The organism is Paenibacillus xylanilyticus (genome assembly GCF_047246825.1).
Taxonomy (GTDB): Bacteria; Bacillota; Bacilli; order Paenibacillales; family Paenibacillaceae; genus Paenibacillus; species Paenibacillus xylanilyticus_B.
Genome location: NZ_JBFOLB010000001.1, coordinates 837,631 through 857,471, shown reverse-complemented (window position 1 = coordinate 857,471; position 19,841 = coordinate 837,631). Strand labels below are relative to the sequence as shown.

The following is a 19,841-nucleotide window of genomic DNA, read 5'->3' as shown; positions in this document are numbered from 1 at the left end:
AAAGGTGGTATCGTGTTTTTATATAAGGAGAAAGACTTTTAAAATAAGGTTCCTTGATTCGACATATTCATATGCGATGACAGAAACCTCTCAATAGAGGAGGAGTTAATGATGTCATTTACAGATCAAGTCGTTGTAGTTACAGGAGCAGCACAGGGTATTGGACGCAATGTGGCCGAAGCGTATGCGATCGCAGGAGCCAAAGTTGTACTGGCTGACTTCCAGGAAGCGGAAGGAGCAGCTGCTGCAGCCTCCATACGCAATGAAGGCGGAGAAGCGATCTTTGTTCAGTGCGATGTTCGCAAGGAGAAGGATATTGAGAATCTGATCCATACAACCATGGAAGAATACAAACAAATCAATATACTGGTGAACAATGCCGGGGCAGCGAGATGGAAGTCTCCCTATGAACTGACCGTGGAGGAATGGGACGATGTGCTCAATACGAATGTAAGGAGCTGCTTTCTTGCGAGCCGTGAAGCGGCCAAACATATGAAACAAAATGAACATGGAGGCTCTATTATAAACATGGCATCGACGCGGGCGTTTATGTCTGAACCTGAAACAGAGGCCTATGCAGCATCAAAAGGGGCCATTGTTGCTCTGACACATGCGATGGCAGTCTCACTTGGCAAGGACGGCATTCGGGTCAATTGTATCAGTCCGGGATGGATCGAGACAGGTAACGTGGACGAATTGAAACCCGAAGACCATGAACAGCATCCGGCAGGCCGTGTAGGCGTCCCTTCGGATATCTCCCGCGCATGTTTATATTTGTCGGATCCAAGCAATACCTTTGTCACAGGGACCAATCTGATGATTGATGGGGGCATGACCCGAAAAATGATATATGAGGACTAGAACCGGGATTCACTCGGTCTGTTGTACAAATTGAACTCTATAGAAGCCATAAGCCCAAGTTAAGCACTTGGGCTTATTTGAATTTCAGAAGTCGGTTGCTATAATGAATGTGATTTTACAACAGTACAGGAATGGAGGGAGTATATGTTCGGGAATCCATCCCGGAAGATCATTGGACTATTACTGCTGATTGGAGGGATTATAATGACAGGGTTTGCTTCGCCAGTGGAGGCTGGCACTGACATACGGGCAGCTTGGGTATGGCAGGCGAAGTCTGTCCAAGACGTTGGAGGAGACGAGCTGCTGGCTAACGCAGCTAAACATAAGATTAACAGACTCTATGTAAATGTGGATATGAATTTGTCCAATGAGGTCTATCGTACGTTTATCGCTAAAGCCAGTGCTGCTGGAATCGCTGTTGAAGCGCTCGGAGGCGATCCGTCGTGGGCAGTGACTGGTCGTGAAGCACCAATGTTAAGGTTGGCCTCGTGGGTTAATGAGTATAATCAGGAAGCCAGTGCGGATGAGCGATTCGATGCGATTCACCTGGATATCAAACCCTACGTTCTGCCTGCATGGAAAGAAGATGCCGAACCACTGGTTCAATCCTGGGTCGCCAATATGGAGCTATTGCTTGATCACATTAAGCAGCATGATGGAATCGCCGTGAATGTTGATTTGCCATTTTGGCTGGATTCTTACACGGTCGCTGGTACCAGAACTTCGGATGATGCAGATAACGCGCCGTTATCACGTTGGTTTATGGAACAGTTCAATCATGTTACTTTATTAGCTTACCGCGATAACGCACAAGGAAATAACGGAATTATACAACTGATTGAGCAGGAAATGAATTGGGCCGATGCCAGTGGTGCCTCTGTGACGGTTGGCGTGAATACGAAGCCGATGCCTGGGGAAGAGTTTACTTCATTCGCCGGAAAGGGCGCAGCACAATTGGAGAGTGTCATGGCAGAAGTTGCAGAAACGTTACGTGATCATACTTCATATGCCGGTTCAGCCGTACATGATATCGTGTACTGGGGACAGCTTGAACCGGTTGAACAGCCGGCACCGGAAAAGCCGACACTTCAGCCGGAAATTCGCGGAACCTACATCTGGGAGGCTTCTCAGGTAACGGATGATGGCGGCCAGCATATCCTTGAATTTGCAACAGAGCAGCATATCAATTTCTTATACGTCCGGCTTGATCTGGACCAGCCCTATTCAAGTTATCGGAGTTTTGTTAAACGGGCCCAGGCACAAGGTATTGAGATTCACGCCATGGGTGGACATCCCATCTGGGGAAGAACAGAGAACCGACCGCGTATCGAACGCCTGATTAATTATGTGAAAAATTATAATGCCGAAGTCGAACCGGATGAACGGTTCCAGGGCATTCACCTGGATATTGAGCCCTACACGCTGCCGGAATGGAATTCCGACCGGGATGCTCTCTTGTCGGAGTGGGCTGCTAATATCGCCTTTTTCCATGAAGAAACGAAGAAGGACAGCAGTCTGGAAACCAGTGCCGATCTGGCCGTATGGTTGGATACCTTGCCTTTGCCAGGACAGGACATGTCTGTCAGTGAGTTTATGATCCGCACATTGGACCATGTCTCGCTAATGGCTTTCCGCAACATAGCTGAAGGCTCCAATGGGATTACGGCGGTGGTTAGTCAGGAAATGGAAATTGCTGATCGTTTGGGCAAGCCTCTGCTGATTTCGGTAGAAATGAAAGAGAATCACGAAGGCGCCCATATTTCATTTTACGAAAAGGGTGCTGCCGAGATGGAACGTGAGCTTGCGAAGCTGCCTGATCTGTTAACGGAGTATGAAGCCTACCAGGGTAACATGGTCCATGCTTATGATTATTGGATTAATGCCAAGCCTTAATAGGCGGCTTATATAGGAAATATTTTGTCCCGGGACTTCACATGTGGTGAGGTTCCGGGATTTTTTTGTGGAAAAAAGATGAAATCGTGTCACCGAATAGGCTCCTGCACAATACGATGTACGGTGATGAAGAGCTGAAGCAAGGGAGGAAACAGAATATGGCTGTTATTAAGGCCAACTCAGAAGACGTCAAGCTGCTGGCTCGACTGATGAGGGCAGAGGCTGAGGGTGACGGCGAACAGGGTATGCTGCTTGTAGGGAATGTGGGTGTGAACCGGGTGCTGGTGGATTGTCTGGATTTTGGGGACATTCGTGATATTAACCGTATGGTATTCCAGAATCCCGGAGGCTTCGAGGCGACTCAAAAAGGCTATTTCTATCAGCGGGCAAGGCAATCCGAGATTCGTCTGGCACAACGAGTGATTAATGGAGAACGGATCTGGCCTGCCAGCAATTCCCTTTGGTTCTTCCGACCTGTGGGCGACTGTCCAGCAACGTGGTATGACCAGCAAAATACTGGCCGTTTCAAGGCGCATTGTTTCTTCGCTCCGACAGGTGATGACTGTCCGGAAGTTTATTAAAATTGGGGAGGAATTACAATGATTAACCAACCATATCAACCAACAACACAGGCACTGGGTCAACAAGCCAACTCGCAAGTTCAAGGAACATCTTACAAAATCGGGAACGGAATGCCTACGATGTCGCCGACACCAGGCATGGTTTCACCAAGCTCCACAAGTGTACCTCCACTCGTATCCAGTGGCAGTCCAATGACGCCAGCGGGTGGGGTTGTTACAACAACTGCTCCGCAGTTTGAACAATCTTATATTGAAAACATTTTGCGTCTGAACCTCGGCAAATTCGGTACGTTCTACATGACATATGAAGGCAACAAAGAGTGGAATGCACGCATTTTCCAAGGAATTATCGAAGCAGCAGGACGTGATCACATCATCATCAGTGATCCGAAGACGGGAAGACGGATTATGCTGTTAATGGTTAACTTTGATTATGCTACGTTTGATGAGCCTTTGTTGTACCAATATCCAGGTGTAGTCGGAAACTATCCTCAAGCTCCAAGCAGACGCTAATCCGGTACTAAAACGGGGTCTTGCATACACATAAAAACGATCAGGCTGTCCCGCTTGTGGAATTTCATCCACAGGCGGGACAGTTTTTTTAGATATACTAAAGATTAAAGTAACCATTACCTGCAATCGTGGCACTTATACATATACGGGCCAAGCACAGCGCTAACAGAAAGGAGTTTACATCATGAAAACGTGGATCGAGGGAGCCATCCGGGGTGAAGCTGAGGCCTATGAGCAATTAATGAAACAGTTCCGCGGGATGGCGCTCGCTGTGGCTTATCACAAACTGGAGGATGCCTTCTGGGCTGAAGATGTGGTACAGGAGGCGTTCACAGAAGCTTTTGCCAATTTGTCGAAGCTGGAGAAACCTGAAGCTTTCCCGGGATGGTTCAAAGTGATCGTTGAAAGACAGTGCTACCGCTGGTTAAGGCGTAAACAGCACGCCACTTACCCAGTACAGGAGATACAGGACACGGCTGTAGCAAGCGATGAGGCACATAATCCGGAACAGCTGGTACTACAAAAGGAAGTGCATCGTATTCTGCGCGATTCCATTACCAATTTGCCGTCATCCATGAGGCAAGTGGTGCACATGTTTTATTTTCAGGGCTATTCCCTTCAAGAAATATCCGATTTCCTCAGCGTGTCTGTCCCGGCACTGAAGAAAAGGCTGTATGATGCCCGGGCAAAGCTTAAGCGGACAATACCTGTAGCGGACGTTATTTCCGTATTCAAAGAACTGCATGAAGGGGGAAAAGGCATGTTACATATTACGAATGGAGACCATGCGGCTGATCGTTTGCGACAAAGTGGAATTGAAGGAGAGGTACTGGTCTGGCGCGAACTGTACACGTTTGGACCTGTAGCCAGAGATATGGGGAAGGAGATGGAGAGAAGCAAGCGTGCAGCCTATCTCGAACATCAATTGGGGATACCGCAGACGGAATACCTGCAAATTGTGGAGTTGGAACGCAAGCTTCATGCATTCCATGAATATAAGGAAATTGTACTATGGTTTGAATATGATCTCTATGATCAGGCGATGTTATCTTACCTGCTGCACTATTTTAAAGGTCAGTCACTGGGGGATACCAAACTGAATCTGTTGTGTATTGATGCTTATCCGGAGATAGAGCACTTTCGGGGGCTCGGTCAGCTTACACCTGGACAGATTGGACGTTTGTCAGGCACTTGGCATGTAATGGGAGCGGAGGAAATTCAGGCAGGCAGCAAGCTTTGGGAAGCGTACACCTCTCCTGATATTCAGGCTCATATGGACTACTTAAAACAGGATACCTCGATTTACCCGTTTGCCCATGCTGCTTTTGAGGCTCATCTGTCCCGTATGCCATCGCTATCTAATGGTCTGGGTGTAATTGAACAAACGACGTTGGAAGCTGTGAAGCAGGGTGTAGAGCATCCGTATCCATTATTTAAACACGTGGGTGATTGGCTGCATGTTTTGGGCATGGGAGATTTGGAATATTGGGCACATCTGAGAAGAATGGCCAAGGAACCACATGCCTTACTACACATCAGTGGAGTAGATACTTTTCCTGATTTTACACAGCATGATGAGAAATTCCGTCACAGCGTGGTATCTCTAACAGAACTCGGCAACCAGGTATTAGCTGGAGAAGTGGATTGGGCAGAATTAAGAAGAGATGAATCCTGGATTGGAGGACTGCGGAACGAACCAGGGAAAACCCCACTTTGGCGATGGGACACGTCTATCGGTTTTCCAGTGAAAATGGAACGGTAGTTTCTTCCGCAGCAGAAACATGCAATAAAAGAGTATTCCCCCGAGTCTGAATGCGAGCGGAAATACTCTTTTATTTAGTTAGCAAAACGTAAACAAAATGGCGTATTCGTTACTTTTGTTAAGTAAATTGCTGATTATCACCATTTCGTTGTCATAGGACACGGATTGACTGTGTAGTTTAGAGTTATATAATAAAAGAAGCATATCCTTTTATTCGACAGAACAAAGATGGAGGTGGAAGCATTGGGAAGTTGAAACTGCATATGAGCGGCAGAATGGCTAATATCCTACATTTTCGAAGGAGGTGGACCTATTTGCCGAAGAATGACGGCGAATAGGATGACAATTTGAGTGACCCCTTACCGAGTATATTAAATTTATTTTTAATTGCTTTGCTTGTATTAATGAATGGTTTTTTTGTTTCGGCAGAATTCGCGATGGTGAAAGTGCGCGGCAGCCGAATTGAAGCTTTGGTGGAAGCAGGCAACAAAAGAGCGATCTATGCTTCCAATATTGTACGTAACCTGGATGCTTACCTGTCTGCGTGCCAATTGGGCATCACGCTGGCTTCGCTTGGACTGGGTTGGCTTGGAGAGCCTGCTATTGCTCACTTGCTTGAGCCCATGTTTACCGCGTTTGGACTCGGCCCGGTATACGTACACGGAATTTCGATTGTAATTGCTTTTGTTATTATTACGATTTTGCATATTGTACTCGGGGAACTTGCTCCCAAGACGATGGCAATCCGCAAATCCGAGACGGTGACGTTATGGTCTGCGGCGTTGCTTATGTTCTTTTACAAATTAATGTATCCCTTTATCTGGGCTCTAAATGGAATGGCGAACAGCCTGCTGAGATTGTTTCGAATGGCACCTGCTTCGGAGCATGACTCGGCGCATAGCGAAGATGAAATACGCATTCTCATGAAAGAAAGCAATAAGAGCGGTTTAATTGACAATACTGAATTGGCGCTTGTTGATAATATATTTGATTTTACGGCAACAACCGCCCGTGAAATTATGATTCCGCGGACGGAAATGATCTGTCTGAACGCCAATCAGTCCATGCTTGAAAATCTGGAAATTGCCAGTGAAAGCATGCGGACCCGCTATCCGGTCTATAACGGTGACAAGGACCACATTATTGGCTTTATTCACATCAAAGATCTGATGCGGTCTCAGCTCACAGACACGATCTCCGTGATTCGTCCGATCCTCGCTGTACCGGATTCGACACCCATCAGTGATCTGCTCAAGCGTATGCAGCGCAGCAAGACACAGATTGCGATTTTGATTGATGAGTACGGAGGAACTTCCGGAATGGTGACACTGGAGGATATTATGGAAGAGATCGTGGGCGAGATCCAGGATGAATTCGATCAGGAGCGTCCTGCCATTGAGAAAGTGGATGAGATGGAATACTCCATTGACGGCATGATGCTGATTGAAGAAGTCAGTGAACGGTTCGAACTGGACATGGATCGGAGCGACTACGATACGATTGGTGGATGGCTCTACTCCAGAGTGGACGCTATCCCACCCGAGGTTGGTCAATCCGTGGAATATGGAGGATATGTTTTCGTCATTCAGGAGACGGAGCATAAGCGGATTTCACGGGTAAATGTGATCAAACTGGAGATGTTGGTTGAGGAAGAAGGGGCTTAAACCCTTCATCTGGATCCAAATGATTTTAAATGAAAACAGATAAAAAGCAGTCTAGAGATGTTATTCATCCCTAGGCTGTTTTTTTATTTGCTTAAGTTTGTTTTATTCACAAGGTCACACGACGAGTCTTGACAAAAGTTAACGATTTGCTGCATATTTAATTTATACACTTTATAAAGTGTGTTTATTATAACGTGAAGAATGATTACATCCAGAAAGGAGTTACACTGATGGCAACCTGGTTTCTAATTGTGATCTATCTCGCATTTATTAGTTTAGGGCTTCCGGATTCACTGCTTGGGTCAGCTTGGCCGGTCATTTGGCCAGAAATCGGTTCTTCCGTAGGTTCAGCTGGTATCATTTCTATGATTATTGCTGGAGGCACCATTGTTTCCAGTCTGGCCAGCGGAAGGATGATTCAGAAAATAGGTACGGGTAAAATCGCCTTGTTCAGCTGCTTGATAACTGCAGTTTCATTGATTGGATTTTCCTTTGCTCCATCCATGTTGTGGTTTATGTTTTTGGCCATTCCACTGGGGCTTGGGGCTGGAGCAGCAGATGCTGCATTAAATCATTATGTCGCCGAAAATTACAAAGCACATCACATGAACTGGTTGCACTGCTTCTGGGGAGTTGGCGCTACCATGGGCCCCATTATCATGGCTGGCTATATAGCAGGTCAGAACTCTTGGAGAAGCGGGTATACAGCAGTCGCTGTCATCCAGCTCATACTTGTTATTGTGCTTTTTATAACGCTTCCTTTATGGAAACGTGTCGCAGCGAGCCGTGAAACAGCACAACCAGTGAAAAAAGACATAAAGACACAGCAAGAGATGGTTATTCCGGTGAACGTACTGAAAATAAGGGGAGTTACGCCGTCGCTGATCGCTTTTCTGTTATATTGCGGGGTAGAAACAACAGTTGGACTATGGGGAGCCAGCTACTTGGTGGGTACAAAAGAATTTTCAGCAGACATGGCTGCTGGATGGATCTCTCATTATTATGGAGGGATAACTTTCGGCAGGTTTATCACGGGCTTTATCACTTTAAAAGTCCATAATCGCCTCTTGATCCGTTACGGCCAATGGGTGACGATTGGCGGTGGATTCCTATTGTTGCTTCCATTACCCTCATCGTTCTCCGTAGCTGGCTTTATACTCATTGGACTCGGTCTTGCTCCGATCTATCCAGGACTATTGCATGAAACGCCTACTCGGTTTGGTAAAGAAAATTCAGCAAAGTTAATGGGGTACCAGATGGCTGTCGCCTATAGCGGTACCACACTGATTCCACCACTCTTTGGACTCCTTGCAACGAAAACCAGTACGGACTCTTTTCCAATGATAGTACTTATCCTACTTGTCCTTATGCTGCTCAGTGCAGAGGTGGTAAATCGTTTACTCATCAAACCTGAAATAGTGGGGAGGTGAGAAGATGGTGTACATTATTTTAGCCATAGTTATTTGGGCTGGAGCATATGCGTGTTTAGCCTCGTCGAAGCAGTCCTTTGAAGTGAAGCCAATCCGCTCGATCGATGATTTGTTTGATTAATGGATGTTGTGATTTCCCCATAAAAATCCATCCATCCTTGACCCCTGATTCATATCCATGTTAAGTTTTTGGTATCTGAAGCCATATGATTTTAAAGGGGGATAGAGTTATGACTGAATTAGAGGTTGTAAATGTTTATGTGAACCTGTCACTGGATATGAACATTGGCATGGTTCACCAAATCACGAATCGGAATTCGGAGCTTTATCCGTCTATGAATAGATATACCTGGCGTTAAGTTTGAATTGCTTGGATTTATAAAAGATCGGATAAAATAAGGGAACCATGTCTTGGTCATAACCTCATTCATTTAGCAACTTAACATAAATGAAAAGGATGATCCCTTATGTCAATAATAAACGTCTCAAACCTGACTTTTGCCTATGACGGCAGTTACGATAACATATTTGAAAATGTGAGTTTTCAATTGGACTCTGATTGGAAATTGGGCTTTACCGGGAGAAACGGGAGAGGGAAAACAACGTTCCTTAACCTGCTGCTCGGTAAATATGAATACAGTGGTACGATTTCTTCAAATGTTCATTTTGAGTATTTTCCTTTCCATGTTGAACATAAAGACTCGATGACTCTCGATGTGATTAGCGATGTTCATCCAGACTATCAGCATTGGGAACTCGTGCGCGAGCTCAACCTTTTGAAGGTATCCGAGGATGTTTTGTATCGACCATTTCATTCCTTATCCAATGGAGAACAAACGAAGGTCATGCTGGCTGCCTTGTTCATGAAGGAAAATCAATTTTTGCTTATCGATGAGCCTACCAATCATCTCGACATGCATGCCAGAAAGCTCGTCAGTGATTATCTGAGGAGGAAAAGCGGTTTTATCCTGGTATCCCACGATCGCTCCTTTCTGGATAACAGTGTAGATCACATTCTTTCGATCAATAAAACAAACATCGAGATTCAAAAAGGTAATTTCTCCGCTTGGTGGGAAAATAAAAAGAGACAAGATGAATATGAAATGGCAAGCAACGAAAAGCTGAAAAAAGACATTAAACGTTTATCTGACTCAGCCAAACGGACCGGGGGCTGGTCCCATGAAGTCGAAAAATCCAAAAATGGTACAAGGAACTCCGGCTCTAAGGTGGATAAAGGCTATATTGGACACAAGGCTGCAAAAATGATGAAACGTTCCAAAAACATGGAGCAGCGGCAGCAGTCTGCCATTCAAGAAAAGTCCAAACTCCTCAAAAATATTGAAAGTGCAGAAAGGCTGCAGATTCATCAATTGGACTTTCACAAAAATGAAATTATTCAACTGGATAATGTGTCGATTGCATATGGTTCCAATACAGTGTGTAAGGACATAAATTTTAAGGTTGAAAAAGGGGACCGTGTTGCACTTTATGGTAAAAATGGATCTGGAAAATCAAGTATCCTTAAATTGATTTGCGGCGAGGATATTTCGTATACAGGTTATCTCCGCAAAGATCCTCAGGTTAAAATATCGTATGTGTCACAGGATACTTCTGGTCTCGCTGGAAGCTTATCAGAGTACGCGTTTAATGCGGGTATTGACGAGAGCCTCTTTAAATCTATATTACGGAAGCTGGATTTCTCAAGGCTGCAATTGGAGAAGGATATCGCAACCTATAGTGCCGGCCAGAAAAAGAAAGTACTGATTGCCAAAAGCCTCAGCGAGGAGGCACACTTGCACGTGTGGGATGAACCGCTCAATTTTGTTGATGTCATCTCTCGCATGCAAATTGAAGACCTGCTGCTAGAGCACACGCCAACGCTTCTTTTTGTGGAACATGACAGTGAATTTTGTGCCAATATTGCAACGAACATCATTGAGTTATGAACGGGGAAATGGAAACTCCTTAACTCCTTAATATGCCTATACGAAAGCTGAATTGTTTACGTTTCAATTTGGGTTTTTAACCAGCCCACAGATTCAACGCAAGAAAGAAAGACGCTGCCGACATTAAAAGTCGGAGCGTCTTTTTTTTTTTTTGAAACCTGCAAGCCACTCCATCCGTTTATACCTAACACAAAATCAAATTTGGCATTTGAGGAGGAATGAATATGTGGAAAATGAGTTTGTCGTCCATCCTAAAAGTTACACTTGTTGCTGCATTATCGATCCCTGCAATCCTATCCATCCCAACCGGCAGTACTGTCGTGGCTAGTCCAAACCTGGCGTCCGGTGCACTTACTGCACCACCACCTCCACTGGAACCGAGTGTTCACTCCCTGGCAACTCTAAAATATATCTATCAGGCCGATGGTAATGTTGCACCCGGAGGTGGCCTGACAGCTAACGTAACTACAACAACATCAACCTTCAAGGAAATGAAATCCCTTCAAGTCGAGTATCGACTGGAACGTTGGACGGGCTCGGAATGGGTGACCTATCGGACCAGTTCCAAAAAGAAAACACAAACGCAATCCCTTTATGCTCAGTCCAGTTGGACAGTCATCACAGGTTATTACTATCGAGTTGTCAGTAAACATACAGCTGATGACGGAACCAAACCCGAGACTACAACAGATATTTCAAGTAACGTATTATTTTGATTGATTATTGGGTACTGCCAGGAAACTTCTGTTCCTGCAGATCATTGGCTATTGCGATCATTTCTTCTTGCGAAACGGTTCCAAATAAACTCATGTTTACCGAACCCATCATCCATTGAAATGTGTTATAGGGTGGGCCGATATATACAAAAGCATCGCTACCGTCAGCTAATTTGACAACATTGGTTTCACGGAGCATTGGACCTTCAATGACCTGTCCAGGCATGACATTGACATAGTCAAATTGGATAATCTCTTCTTCACCATTCTTGCCTTCACCCATATAGCGGACCCTCATCCGATCGGTTTTATAATAATCGTCAGAATTAACCGGGATATCAGGATTCAGAATCAGCTCATATTTAACCTTTTTAAAACGCTCGGGTATAGCTCTTGACAACAAAAAGTCACCCTTGAATCCCGAGCGAGCTATTTCTTCCGTTACGACTACCTCTTCAAGGACGATGGATTTGTCCTCAAATTGTTGCACAAATTCCTCAACCTCATCGCCAGTAAAAATTTGGGGAGCCTCATTAATTCCACGTTCAGGTGGAGGCGCTGTTTTGGCGGTTGAAGGATCCGCTCCGAGCTGAGTGGTGCGATCCTCAATCACGATTGATTTTACACCGTTGCCCCAATCCTTGATCGACTGGACAAAAGGTGAAACCGCTTGTGTTCCGGATGGCAAACTGAAGATGACACCACCGATCGTTAACGATGCAGCTACCACAAGAGATAAGCGCAAAGTGCGCATTCTTTTTCTTCTCACGCCAATTCGGGTAATTTCCCTTTGAACTTGCAGCCAGGACTGACGCATAGGTTCCGTATTGGAGGCAGGGAGAGCAGAGACAGCCTGATGGAAGGCTTCATCAAACGCCAGATCAAATGTGGCATCGAAATATTCGTCCTCCAGCTCTGAATTAAAATGTTCAACATGCCTATCTGACTTGCCTTTGCTCAATGGTCCCACCCCATTCCTTATGTAATTGCTTCTTGATACTGCCCCGGGCCCTGAACAAACGTTGTTTCACGATTTCTTCCGAAGTGTCCAGCAGATCAGCCATTTCCCGATAGGACAATCCTTCTTTCCAGCGCAGCTCTACCAGCACTCGATATTCGGGTTTCAGTTGCTCCAGATAGAACTCAATGGATTCCTGCATCATTTGCGTCTCCACGGTGCTCTCTACGGATGCTGCTGTCTGATTGATCGTCTCCATATCTATAAAAACACTATCCGTATCCAGTTGGTTACGGTTATTTTTATTTTTTCTCAGATAATTAATAGCAGTGTTTCGGGTGACGACCTTGAGCCAGGCTTTCAGTTTGACTTCGTTCTCGAAAATGGGTTTGTTTTTAATAATTTTGATAAATGCTTCCTGGATAATATCTTCTGCTGCAGTACGTTCCTTGATGATATAAACGATGAGACCATGAACCATATTATAGTATTCGTAATACACTTCTTCCTGAAGTGTGGGGCTCAAATTATGGAAATCTGAGGCCAAGAGTAACTGGAGCCGATTGGCCATGATGTTCTCCTTTCTGGTGAACAATCCACAAACATTGGTATCATTACATTTTACAACATTATATGGAAATGGCACAATGGGAGGTTGCTCCGACAACAGGAGAAGTATGGACTAACAAACCAAAAGAGACTGCCTCACCGAATCATGCCAGCGAGGCAGCCTAATCATAAACAATATGGGATTATTATTGAATGGAAAATGCTTAGAATGCCCAATCCCCATTCAGGAAGACCGCTTCCCGTTCTCCGCTTGCCGTAATGCCATAAATATTGGTTTCCGGGGAACCCATCATGAAGTCTACATGCGTAATGCTGGAGTTCATGCCACGGGCAGCAAGTTCATCGGGTGACATGGCTTTGCCGCCTTCCATATTAAAAGCATAGGAACTGCCGATGGCCAGATGGCATGAAGCATTCTCATCATATAACGTGGTGTAATAGAGAATGCCGCTCTCGGAGATCGGTGAATGGAAGGGCACCAATGCCACCTCGCCAAGATAATGAGAGCCCTCATCCATATTAATCAGTCGTTCCAGTGTATCCTGACCCTCTTCTGCTTGAAAATCGACGATACGGCCATTCTCGAATGTGAGCGAGAAGCGATCAATGATGCTGCCGCCATAACTAAGTGGTTTGGTGCTGGAAACCTTACCATTGACGCCATGTTTGCTTGGAGCCGTGAACACTTCCTCCGTCGGAATATTGGCAACGAAGCGAGTTCCCTGTTCATTAATACTGCCTGCTTGCGCCCATATATGCCCTTCAGGGAGTTCAACCGTCAGATCGGTTCCAGGTGAGACAAAATGCAATGCTTTATACTTTTTGGTGTTCAGGGCAACGGCTTTATGTTCCAACCGGTCAATATGCTGTTCCCAGGCTTGAACAGGGTCATCCAGATCGGCTCTGACAGCGGCGAAAATGGCCTCCCACAGCTGCTTCATCTGCTCCGAGGCAGGCAGGTCCGGGAATACCTTTGCTGCCCAATCCGGTGAAGGACAGGCTACTCCGGTCCAGCTCATTTTGTCGGCCTGCTGATACTGCCGATATTTGGCCATCGCCTGCCCGTATGTACGCTGATGGGTAGAGATTCGTTCTGGATCAATTCCTTTGAGCAGGTCCGGACTCGAAGAGAGGACGGTCAAAAAGGCAGCGTTGTTCGCTGCCAGCTCTTCAAGCTCAGCCGCATGCCACTTCGGCGGCTCCTGAAATGACTCTTGCGGAGCCATTTCGAACCGCAGCCGATTTACGGTCTCATCTCCATATTTTACGATGACTTGTTTGGCACCGACTTCGTAGGCTTTACGAACAAGCAGACGCACAAATTCAGCTGTATCAATCATGGCGCTGATCACCAGGATTTGCCCGGGTTGAACGTTGGCCCCCACTTTGACAGCCAGCTCTGCGTAACGATCCAGTTTTTGTTCAAAACTTAACATTGTAGTGACCTCCATGTCCTGTGAATTTACCCGCTAACGCAGGAAAAGAGAGGAATGATCTCCTCTCTCCATGAACCTTTATTTTAAAATGCCCAGTTACCTTGCAGGAAGATGGGTTCTTCTTTCCCTTCGGACGTGACACCGTGAATGTTCATTTCTGCTGATCCAACCATGAAATCTACATGCGTAAGGCTTGAGTTCAAACCACCATCGATTAATTCCTGCTTCGACATGGCTTTACCGCCTTCCAGACAGAACGCATATGCGTTACCAATCGCCAGGTGGTTGGATGCATTTTCATCAAACAGGGTGTTATAGAACAAAATATTTGTATCGGAAATCGGTGATTGATGGGGAACGAGGGCTACCTCACCCAGATAGTGTGCACCTTCATCCATTTCAATCAGGTTTTTGAGTGCATCTTGTCCCTGTTCAGCCGTAAAGTCAACAATTCGGCCATTCTCGAATGTAAGAGAGAATCCGTCGATAAGATTGCCGCCATAGCTCAGTGGTTTGGTGCTCCGCACGGTACCATTAACTCCCGTTTTCAGTGGGGCAGTAAACACTTCCTCCGTAGGCATATTGGCAACGAAGACATGACCTTGCTCATTGATGCTGCCACCGGATACCCAGATATGTCCTTCAGGAAGCTCGATGGTTAAATCTGTGCCAGGGGCAGTATAATGCAATTTTTTGTATTTTTTCTTGTTGAGCAGATCGGCACGGGAATCAAGGTTTTGTAAATGTGTTTTCCATTCGGAAACAGCATCCTGTTCTCCAATGCGAACCGTTTTGAAAATCACATCCCACAGCTTATCGATTTGCTGCTCTGCAGGCAGATCAGGGAATACTTTTGCAGCCCATTCCGGGGAAGGAACGGCAACGATGGACCAGCTGAATTTATCAGCCATCTGATATGCACGATATTTCTCCAGTGCTTTTCCGCGCACTTTTTGACTAGTCACAATGCGATCCTGAGCTACACCATTCAAGAGATCGGGATTTTCTGCAATGACATGCAGAATGGCTGCACCTTCTTCAACGAGTTCAGTCATTTCACCTGCAAACCATTTCGGTTCAATAGAGAAGGCTTCATCCGGTGCAAGATCATAGTGGAGACGTGTTACGGTTTCATCGCTCCAGTTTACTTTGACCAGCTTGGCACCTGTTTCATAGGCTGCCTTCACGATCAGTCGCACAAAATGTGCTGCAGTGATTGGTGCATTGACAACGAGTGTTTGTCCAGGATGAACGTTTACTCCCACTTTGACGGCCAGTTCTGCGTATTGCTGCAGATTAAGCTCAAAATTATTCATGCTATATTCTCCTCCTGTTATATAACGTATTGTAGCTCGCTCGCTGGAACATTAAGCCCCTCAATTCATGTATGTAAGGGTACATTGAGGTTCCTTCATTGAATAAGGTATACGTTGCTACGATATATATTGTACAATTAACCAATAATAATTACCAAACTAGGTTTACCATATATGATGTAGACCTGTTAGAGATGAGAGATTAAAGGAGTGTATGTTGGTGAATATCGAAATTATTCGTGCCGAGATGCGTCGGGAAGACGAAAAATCCTATATTGGAACAACCGTTTTTCGTGCAGAAGGGGAAAAGTCCATTTACGAGGTAACGTTTATGAGCAAGAATGGGAAGGACTGGGATTACAGTCTTCATTTCACGGAGCAATCCGGCGATGAAGAAGAACTCCTGCGTATGGACGAGCTGCTGGAAAACGATGATGATCTGTACGACAAGCTGCTTGACGCGGCTCTGGATGCCTATCCGGCATAATCAGAACAGAGGAAGATGTTCTATTATGTGAATCAACGGACTATACTAGACGGTGTGTGCCCAAACAGGGTATGCATCGTCTATTTTTATGAGAAAAGGGAATAGATATGCCAAAAAGGGGCAGTCTATGGATGGCAAACAGAGGGACAATCGCCTGAATGGGAGGTAACCGTGGATGACATCTGACAATCTGATCACAGCAGGAATGACAGGACTTGAAGAAGTCGCGCACGATATCCTCAGTCTGCGTACATTATTTGTTAATGTTGTGTTCATCGGTGAACCGGGAAGCAGGAATTGGGTGCTCGTGGATACCGGAATGGCGAGATTCACGGATCATATTGTGCGCATCGCAGCAGAACGGTTTCAGGGACCGCCGTCCGCCATTATATTGACACACGGCCATTTTGACCATGTGGGTACAGTAATTGAGCTTGAGCAGTTCTGGGGAGTGCCCGTCTTCGCTCATCCGCTAGAATTGCCTTATTTAACAGGGTTAAAAGATTATCCTCCAGCGGACCCTTCCGTAGGTGGTGGGTTGATGGCTAGATTGTCATTCGCATATCCCAATGAAGCAATCAACCTGGATGATCGAATATTCAGTCTGCCGGAAGATCACACGATACCCGGAATGCCCGGTTGGCAATGGGTGCATACACCAGGCCACACGCCTGGACATGTGTCGCTTTTCCGCGAGGAAGACCGCATCCTGATTGCAGGAGACGCCATTATCTCGGTGAAGCAGGAGTCACTATGGAGTGTGCTGCTGCAGGACCAACAGATGCATGGTCCACCTGCATACTTTACAACAGATTGGGATGAAGCCCACCGATCGGTTCATACGATCCGCCGATTGGAACCCAGAGTGGCGGTTACCGGACATGGCCATTCACTTACTGGAGATTTCTTGCGCGATTCGCTCGAGCAGCTTGATCTGGAATTTGAGCAGAATGCTGTGCCGGATCACGGCAAATATGTTGATTAATCGGATAAGGATTGCCATTAGGACAGCCGCGGAGCAGCGCAGCTGTCTTTTTTGTCGTCTGATGATGAAAATGTTCTATATCACAGATTGGTATTTTGTGCCCAGTCGTGATATATTCGAGCCGTATAATATAACCTTAGAATGCAGGAGGTACATATAACAATGACACAGCAGAATACAGCGTATGAAGAGCAATTTGGCGGAATTCCAGCGGTCTGGCTTCGTTTTAATCAATTTGAGGCGGCTGTAATTCCAAGCGTGGGTGCCAACCTGGTTGCGTTTCGTGATACAGAGCGTGGTCATCGCTATCTACGTGAGCCGGATCTAAATAATATGGATGCATTCAAAGCTGCACCAGCGGTATACGGTATTCCGATTTTGTCTCCACCGAACCGTTATGAAGATGGCCGCTTCCCGTGGAATGGCGAAGTCTATCAATTGCCAGTGAACGAGCCGGCTACGGGCAATCATCTGCACGGCTTTTTGCATGAGGCGGAATGGAAGGTTGAAGGGTACGGAACCAATGAATTGGAGAGTTATATACTACTCAGCCAGGAAGTTAAAGAGGGACATCTTTTCCATCAATATCTGCCTTTCACGTTTACGGTAACCCTTCGTTATTCCCTTGGCAGCACCGGGCTTCAACAGCAGCTGAATGTTCGCAATAACGGCAAAGAACGCATGCCGAATTTGTTTGCTTTTCATACCGCCATCAATGTCGCGTTTGTACCGGACAGCCATGTGTCGGATTACACTACAAAAATCACCATTGGTCAGCGTCGTGAACTAAATGAACGTTCTTTGCCTACCGGCCAATTTCAACCGCTTTCACCGAATGAGGAAAAGTTAAAAGCTGAAGGTGTCAGCCCGTTCTTTGAGGCCATGGACAATCACTATACAGCCGAGCCACAGAATGGTCGAAACTACATGGAGCTTACGAATCAGCGTACAGGGGACAAGTTCGTTTATGATGTAGGCGCTTCATACAAACACTGGATGATCTGGAACAACAATACGGAAGGCGGATTTTTCTGTCCTGAACCCCAGATGAACTTGGTCAATGCCCCAAATGTACAAGGTATACCAGCCGAAGAGATGGGATTGATCGGGCTTGAGCCTGGTGAAATATTCGAACAAACCAGCCGCCTTTATCCGATTTACTCGTAAATCAATATGATTTGCACATTTTGAGGTACGCTTACAATTTTGTCGAAAAGGTGAAAACCTGAAGGACAATCATGTATAATATGACAAAGGGATACACGCTTACGAGAGTTCCAGACCAACTATTTGGAGGAGGAAAATCAAGTGGAATACCGCATTGAGAGAGATACACTCGGAGAAATGAAAGTACCAGCCGACAGATTATGGGGTGCACAGACCCAGCGCAGCAAGGAAAACTTCCCGATTGGGCGCGAACATATGCCGATGGAAGTTATTCGTGCGCTTGCCATTTTGAAAAAGAGTGCTGCAGCGAGCAACCATAAGCTCGGCAAGCTGTCTGCCGCCAAGTCGGATGCCATTGCGTATGCAGCGGACGAGATTATTGCTGGCCGAATTGACGATCATTTCCCTCTAGTAGTATGGCAGACCGGAAGTGGTACGCAATCCAACATGAATGTGAATGAAGTCATCGCCAATCTGGGCAACCAGCTGCTCGAACAGAAGGGCAAGGAAGAACGATTGCACCCGAATGATGATGTGAACATGTCCCAGAGCTCTAATGATACGTTCCCGACTGCTCTGCATGTTGCTGGTGTGCTTGCAGTTGAAGATCAGCTTCTGCCAGCGATTGCTGTACTGAAATCGACCTTTGCAGACAAAGCCGAAGCGTTTAAGGATATTATCAAAATTGGACGTACCCACCTGCAGGACGCTACACCCATTACACTTGGTCAGGAAATCAGTGGCTGGGAAGCCATGCTGGACAAGAGTGAGCGCATGATTCGCGACAGTGTTCATTATATGAAGGAACTTGCGATTGGCGGTACAGCTGTAGGAACGGGAATTAACGCCCATCCTGATTTTGGTGATTATACTGCCAAGGAAATTGGCAAACATACAGGCAAGGATTTTGTATCAGCACCCAACAAATTTCACGCACTGACAAGTCATGACGAAGTGGTTTACGCCCATGGCGCAGTTAAAGCGCTTGCAGCTGACCTGATGAAGATTGCTAATGATGTTCGCTGGCTTGCAAGTGGTCCACGCAGTGGTCTCGGGGAGATCCGTATTCCAGAGAACGAACCGGGCAGTTCCATCATGCCAGGCAAAGTGAATCCGACCCAGAGCGAAGCGCTGACCATGGTCGTTACGCAAGTGATGGGGAACGATGCTGCGATCGGATTCGCGGCAAGTCAGGGTAACTTTGAGCTGAATGTATTCAAACCTGTAATCATTTATAATTTCCTGCAATCCGTACAACTGCTAGCGGACTCCATCATTGCCTTTAATGATAAGTGTGCTGTCGGCATTGAGCCTAATTTGGGTCAAATTGAACATAACCTCAACAACTCGCTGATGCTGGTCACTGCTCTTAACCCGCACATTGGTTACGAGAATGCAGCCAAGATTGCGAAGCTGGCTCATAAGGAAGGATTGTCACTGAAAGAGGCTGCTCTGCAAACGGGATTACTAACTGAGGAACAGTTCGATCAGTATGTTGATCCGGCTAAGATGATTGCACCGAAAGCATAATTTAAACATCCTAGGAAAATAGATAT

The 19,841-nt window shown here is 46.0% G+C and carries 18 protein-coding genes; 14 read left to right on the top strand and 4 right to left on the bottom strand.

Annotation, left to right across the window (positions count from 1 at the left end; translation table 11 throughout):
- The first annotated feature begins 111 nt into the window (after positions 1–111).
- From AB3N00_RS03550 to AB3N00_RS03505, 10 genes are all read left to right on the top strand, one after another.
- A complete protein-coding gene (locus tag AB3N00_RS03550; RefSeq protein WP_413033328.1) occupies positions 112–861 on the top strand; it encodes an SDR family NAD(P)-dependent oxidoreductase in 750 nt (249 codons plus the stop codon).
- 144 nt (positions 862–1,005) lie between these two features.
- Positions 1,006–2,754: a hypothetical protein gene (locus AB3N00_RS03545; RefSeq protein ID WP_413033327.1), complete on the top strand. Its 1,749-nt coding sequence runs from the start codon at positions 1,006–1,008 to the stop codon at positions 2,752–2,754.
- Positions 2,755–2,912: 158 nt separating this feature from the next.
- Positions 2,913–3,335 (top strand): cell wall hydrolase, encoded by a 423-nt coding sequence (locus tag AB3N00_RS03540; RefSeq protein WP_413033326.1) that lies wholly within the window; start codon positions 2,913–2,915, stop codon positions 3,333–3,335.
- An 18-nt stretch (positions 3,336–3,353) separates the two neighbouring features.
- Entirely contained in the window at positions 3,354–3,848 is a 495-nt protein-coding gene (gene gerQ / locus AB3N00_RS03535; RefSeq protein WP_413033325.1) for a spore coat protein GerQ, read from the top strand.
- A gap of 184 nt (positions 3,849–4,032) precedes the next feature.
- Complete coding sequence (locus AB3N00_RS03530) at positions 4,033–5,610, top strand: sigma-70 family RNA polymerase sigma factor (RefSeq protein WP_413033324.1); 1,578 nt, start codon at positions 4,033–4,035, stop codon at positions 5,608–5,610.
- A gap of 347 nt (positions 5,611–5,957) precedes the next feature.
- Positions 5,958–7,274, top strand: a complete 1,317-nt coding sequence (locus AB3N00_RS03525) for a hemolysin family protein (RefSeq protein WP_413033323.1) — start codon at positions 5,958–5,960, stop codon at positions 7,272–7,274.
- Between the two features lie 230 nt (positions 7,275–7,504).
- Complete coding sequence (locus tag AB3N00_RS03520; RefSeq protein WP_413033322.1) at positions 7,505–8,704, top strand: MFS transporter; 1,200 nt, start codon at positions 7,505–7,507, stop codon at positions 8,702–8,704.
- Between the two features lie 230 nt (positions 8,705–8,934).
- A complete protein-coding gene (locus AB3N00_RS03515) occupies positions 8,935–9,063 on the top strand; it encodes a hypothetical protein (protein WP_413033321.1) in 129 nt (42 codons plus the stop codon).
- A gap of 108 nt (positions 9,064–9,171) precedes the next feature.
- A complete protein-coding gene (locus AB3N00_RS03510) occupies positions 9,172–10,650 on the top strand; it encodes an Lsa family ABC-F type ribosomal protection protein (protein ID WP_413033320.1) in 1,479 nt (492 codons plus the stop codon).
- Positions 10,651–10,874: 224 nt separating this feature from the next.
- Positions 10,875–11,366, top strand: a complete 492-nt coding sequence (locus AB3N00_RS03505) for a hypothetical protein (protein WP_413033319.1) — start codon at positions 10,875–10,877, stop codon at positions 11,364–11,366.
- Positions 11,367–11,370: 4 nt separating this feature from the next.
- Here AB3N00_RS03505 and AB3N00_RS03500 read toward each other — a convergent pair whose 3' ends face one another.
- The 4 genes from AB3N00_RS03500 to AB3N00_RS03485 all read right to left on the bottom strand — a co-directional run bounded on the left by AB3N00_RS03500 (position 11,371) and on the right by AB3N00_RS03485 (position 15,646).
- Positions 11,371–12,327 carry a hypothetical protein gene (locus tag AB3N00_RS03500; RefSeq protein ID WP_413033318.1) on the bottom strand — a complete coding sequence of 319 codons (957 nt, stop codon included), beginning with the start codon at positions 12,325–12,327 and terminating at the stop codon, positions 11,371–11,373.
- Positions 12,305–12,895 carry an RNA polymerase sigma factor gene (locus AB3N00_RS03495; RefSeq protein WP_413033317.1) on the bottom strand — a complete coding sequence of 197 codons (591 nt, stop codon included), beginning with the start codon at positions 12,893–12,895 and terminating at the stop codon, positions 12,305–12,307. Before AB3N00_RS03495 ends, AB3N00_RS03500 begins: the two co-directional genes overlap by 23 nt.
- A gap of 202 nt (positions 12,896–13,097) precedes the next feature.
- The gene (locus AB3N00_RS03490) at positions 13,098–14,330 is read right to left on the bottom strand and encodes an aminopeptidase (protein WP_413033316.1); all 1,233 of its coding nucleotides are present in this window, start codon (positions 14,328–14,330) and stop codon (positions 13,098–13,100) included.
- A gap of 83 nt (positions 14,331–14,413) precedes the next feature.
- The gene (locus AB3N00_RS03485) at positions 14,414–15,646 is read right to left on the bottom strand and encodes an aminopeptidase (protein WP_413033315.1); all 1,233 of its coding nucleotides are present in this window, start codon (positions 15,644–15,646) and stop codon (positions 14,414–14,416) included.
- A 214-nt stretch (positions 15,647–15,860) separates the two neighbouring features.
- On the opposite strand from AB3N00_RS03485, the gene AB3N00_RS03480 reads away from it, so the two are divergent.
- The 4 genes from AB3N00_RS03480 (at position 15,861) to fumC (ending at position 19,815) form a co-directional block, all read left to right on the top strand.
- Entirely contained in the window at positions 15,861–16,133 is a 273-nt protein-coding gene (locus AB3N00_RS03480; protein ID WP_413033314.1) for a hypothetical protein, read from the top strand.
- A gap of 175 nt (positions 16,134–16,308) precedes the next feature.
- On the top strand, positions 16,309–17,118 hold the full coding sequence (locus AB3N00_RS03475) for an MBL fold metallo-hydrolase (RefSeq protein ID WP_413033313.1): 810 nt from the start codon (positions 16,309–16,311) through the stop codon (positions 17,116–17,118).
- Between the two features lie 162 nt (positions 17,119–17,280).
- Entirely contained in the window at positions 17,281–18,285 is a 1,005-nt protein-coding gene (locus AB3N00_RS03470; protein ID WP_413033312.1) for an aldose 1-epimerase, read from the top strand.
- A 141-nt stretch (positions 18,286–18,426) separates the two neighbouring features.
- Positions 18,427–19,815 (top strand): class II fumarate hydratase, encoded by a 1,389-nt coding sequence (gene fumC / locus AB3N00_RS03465; RefSeq protein WP_413033311.1) that lies wholly within the window; start codon positions 18,427–18,429, stop codon positions 19,813–19,815.
- Positions 19,816–19,841: the final 26 nt, after the last annotated feature.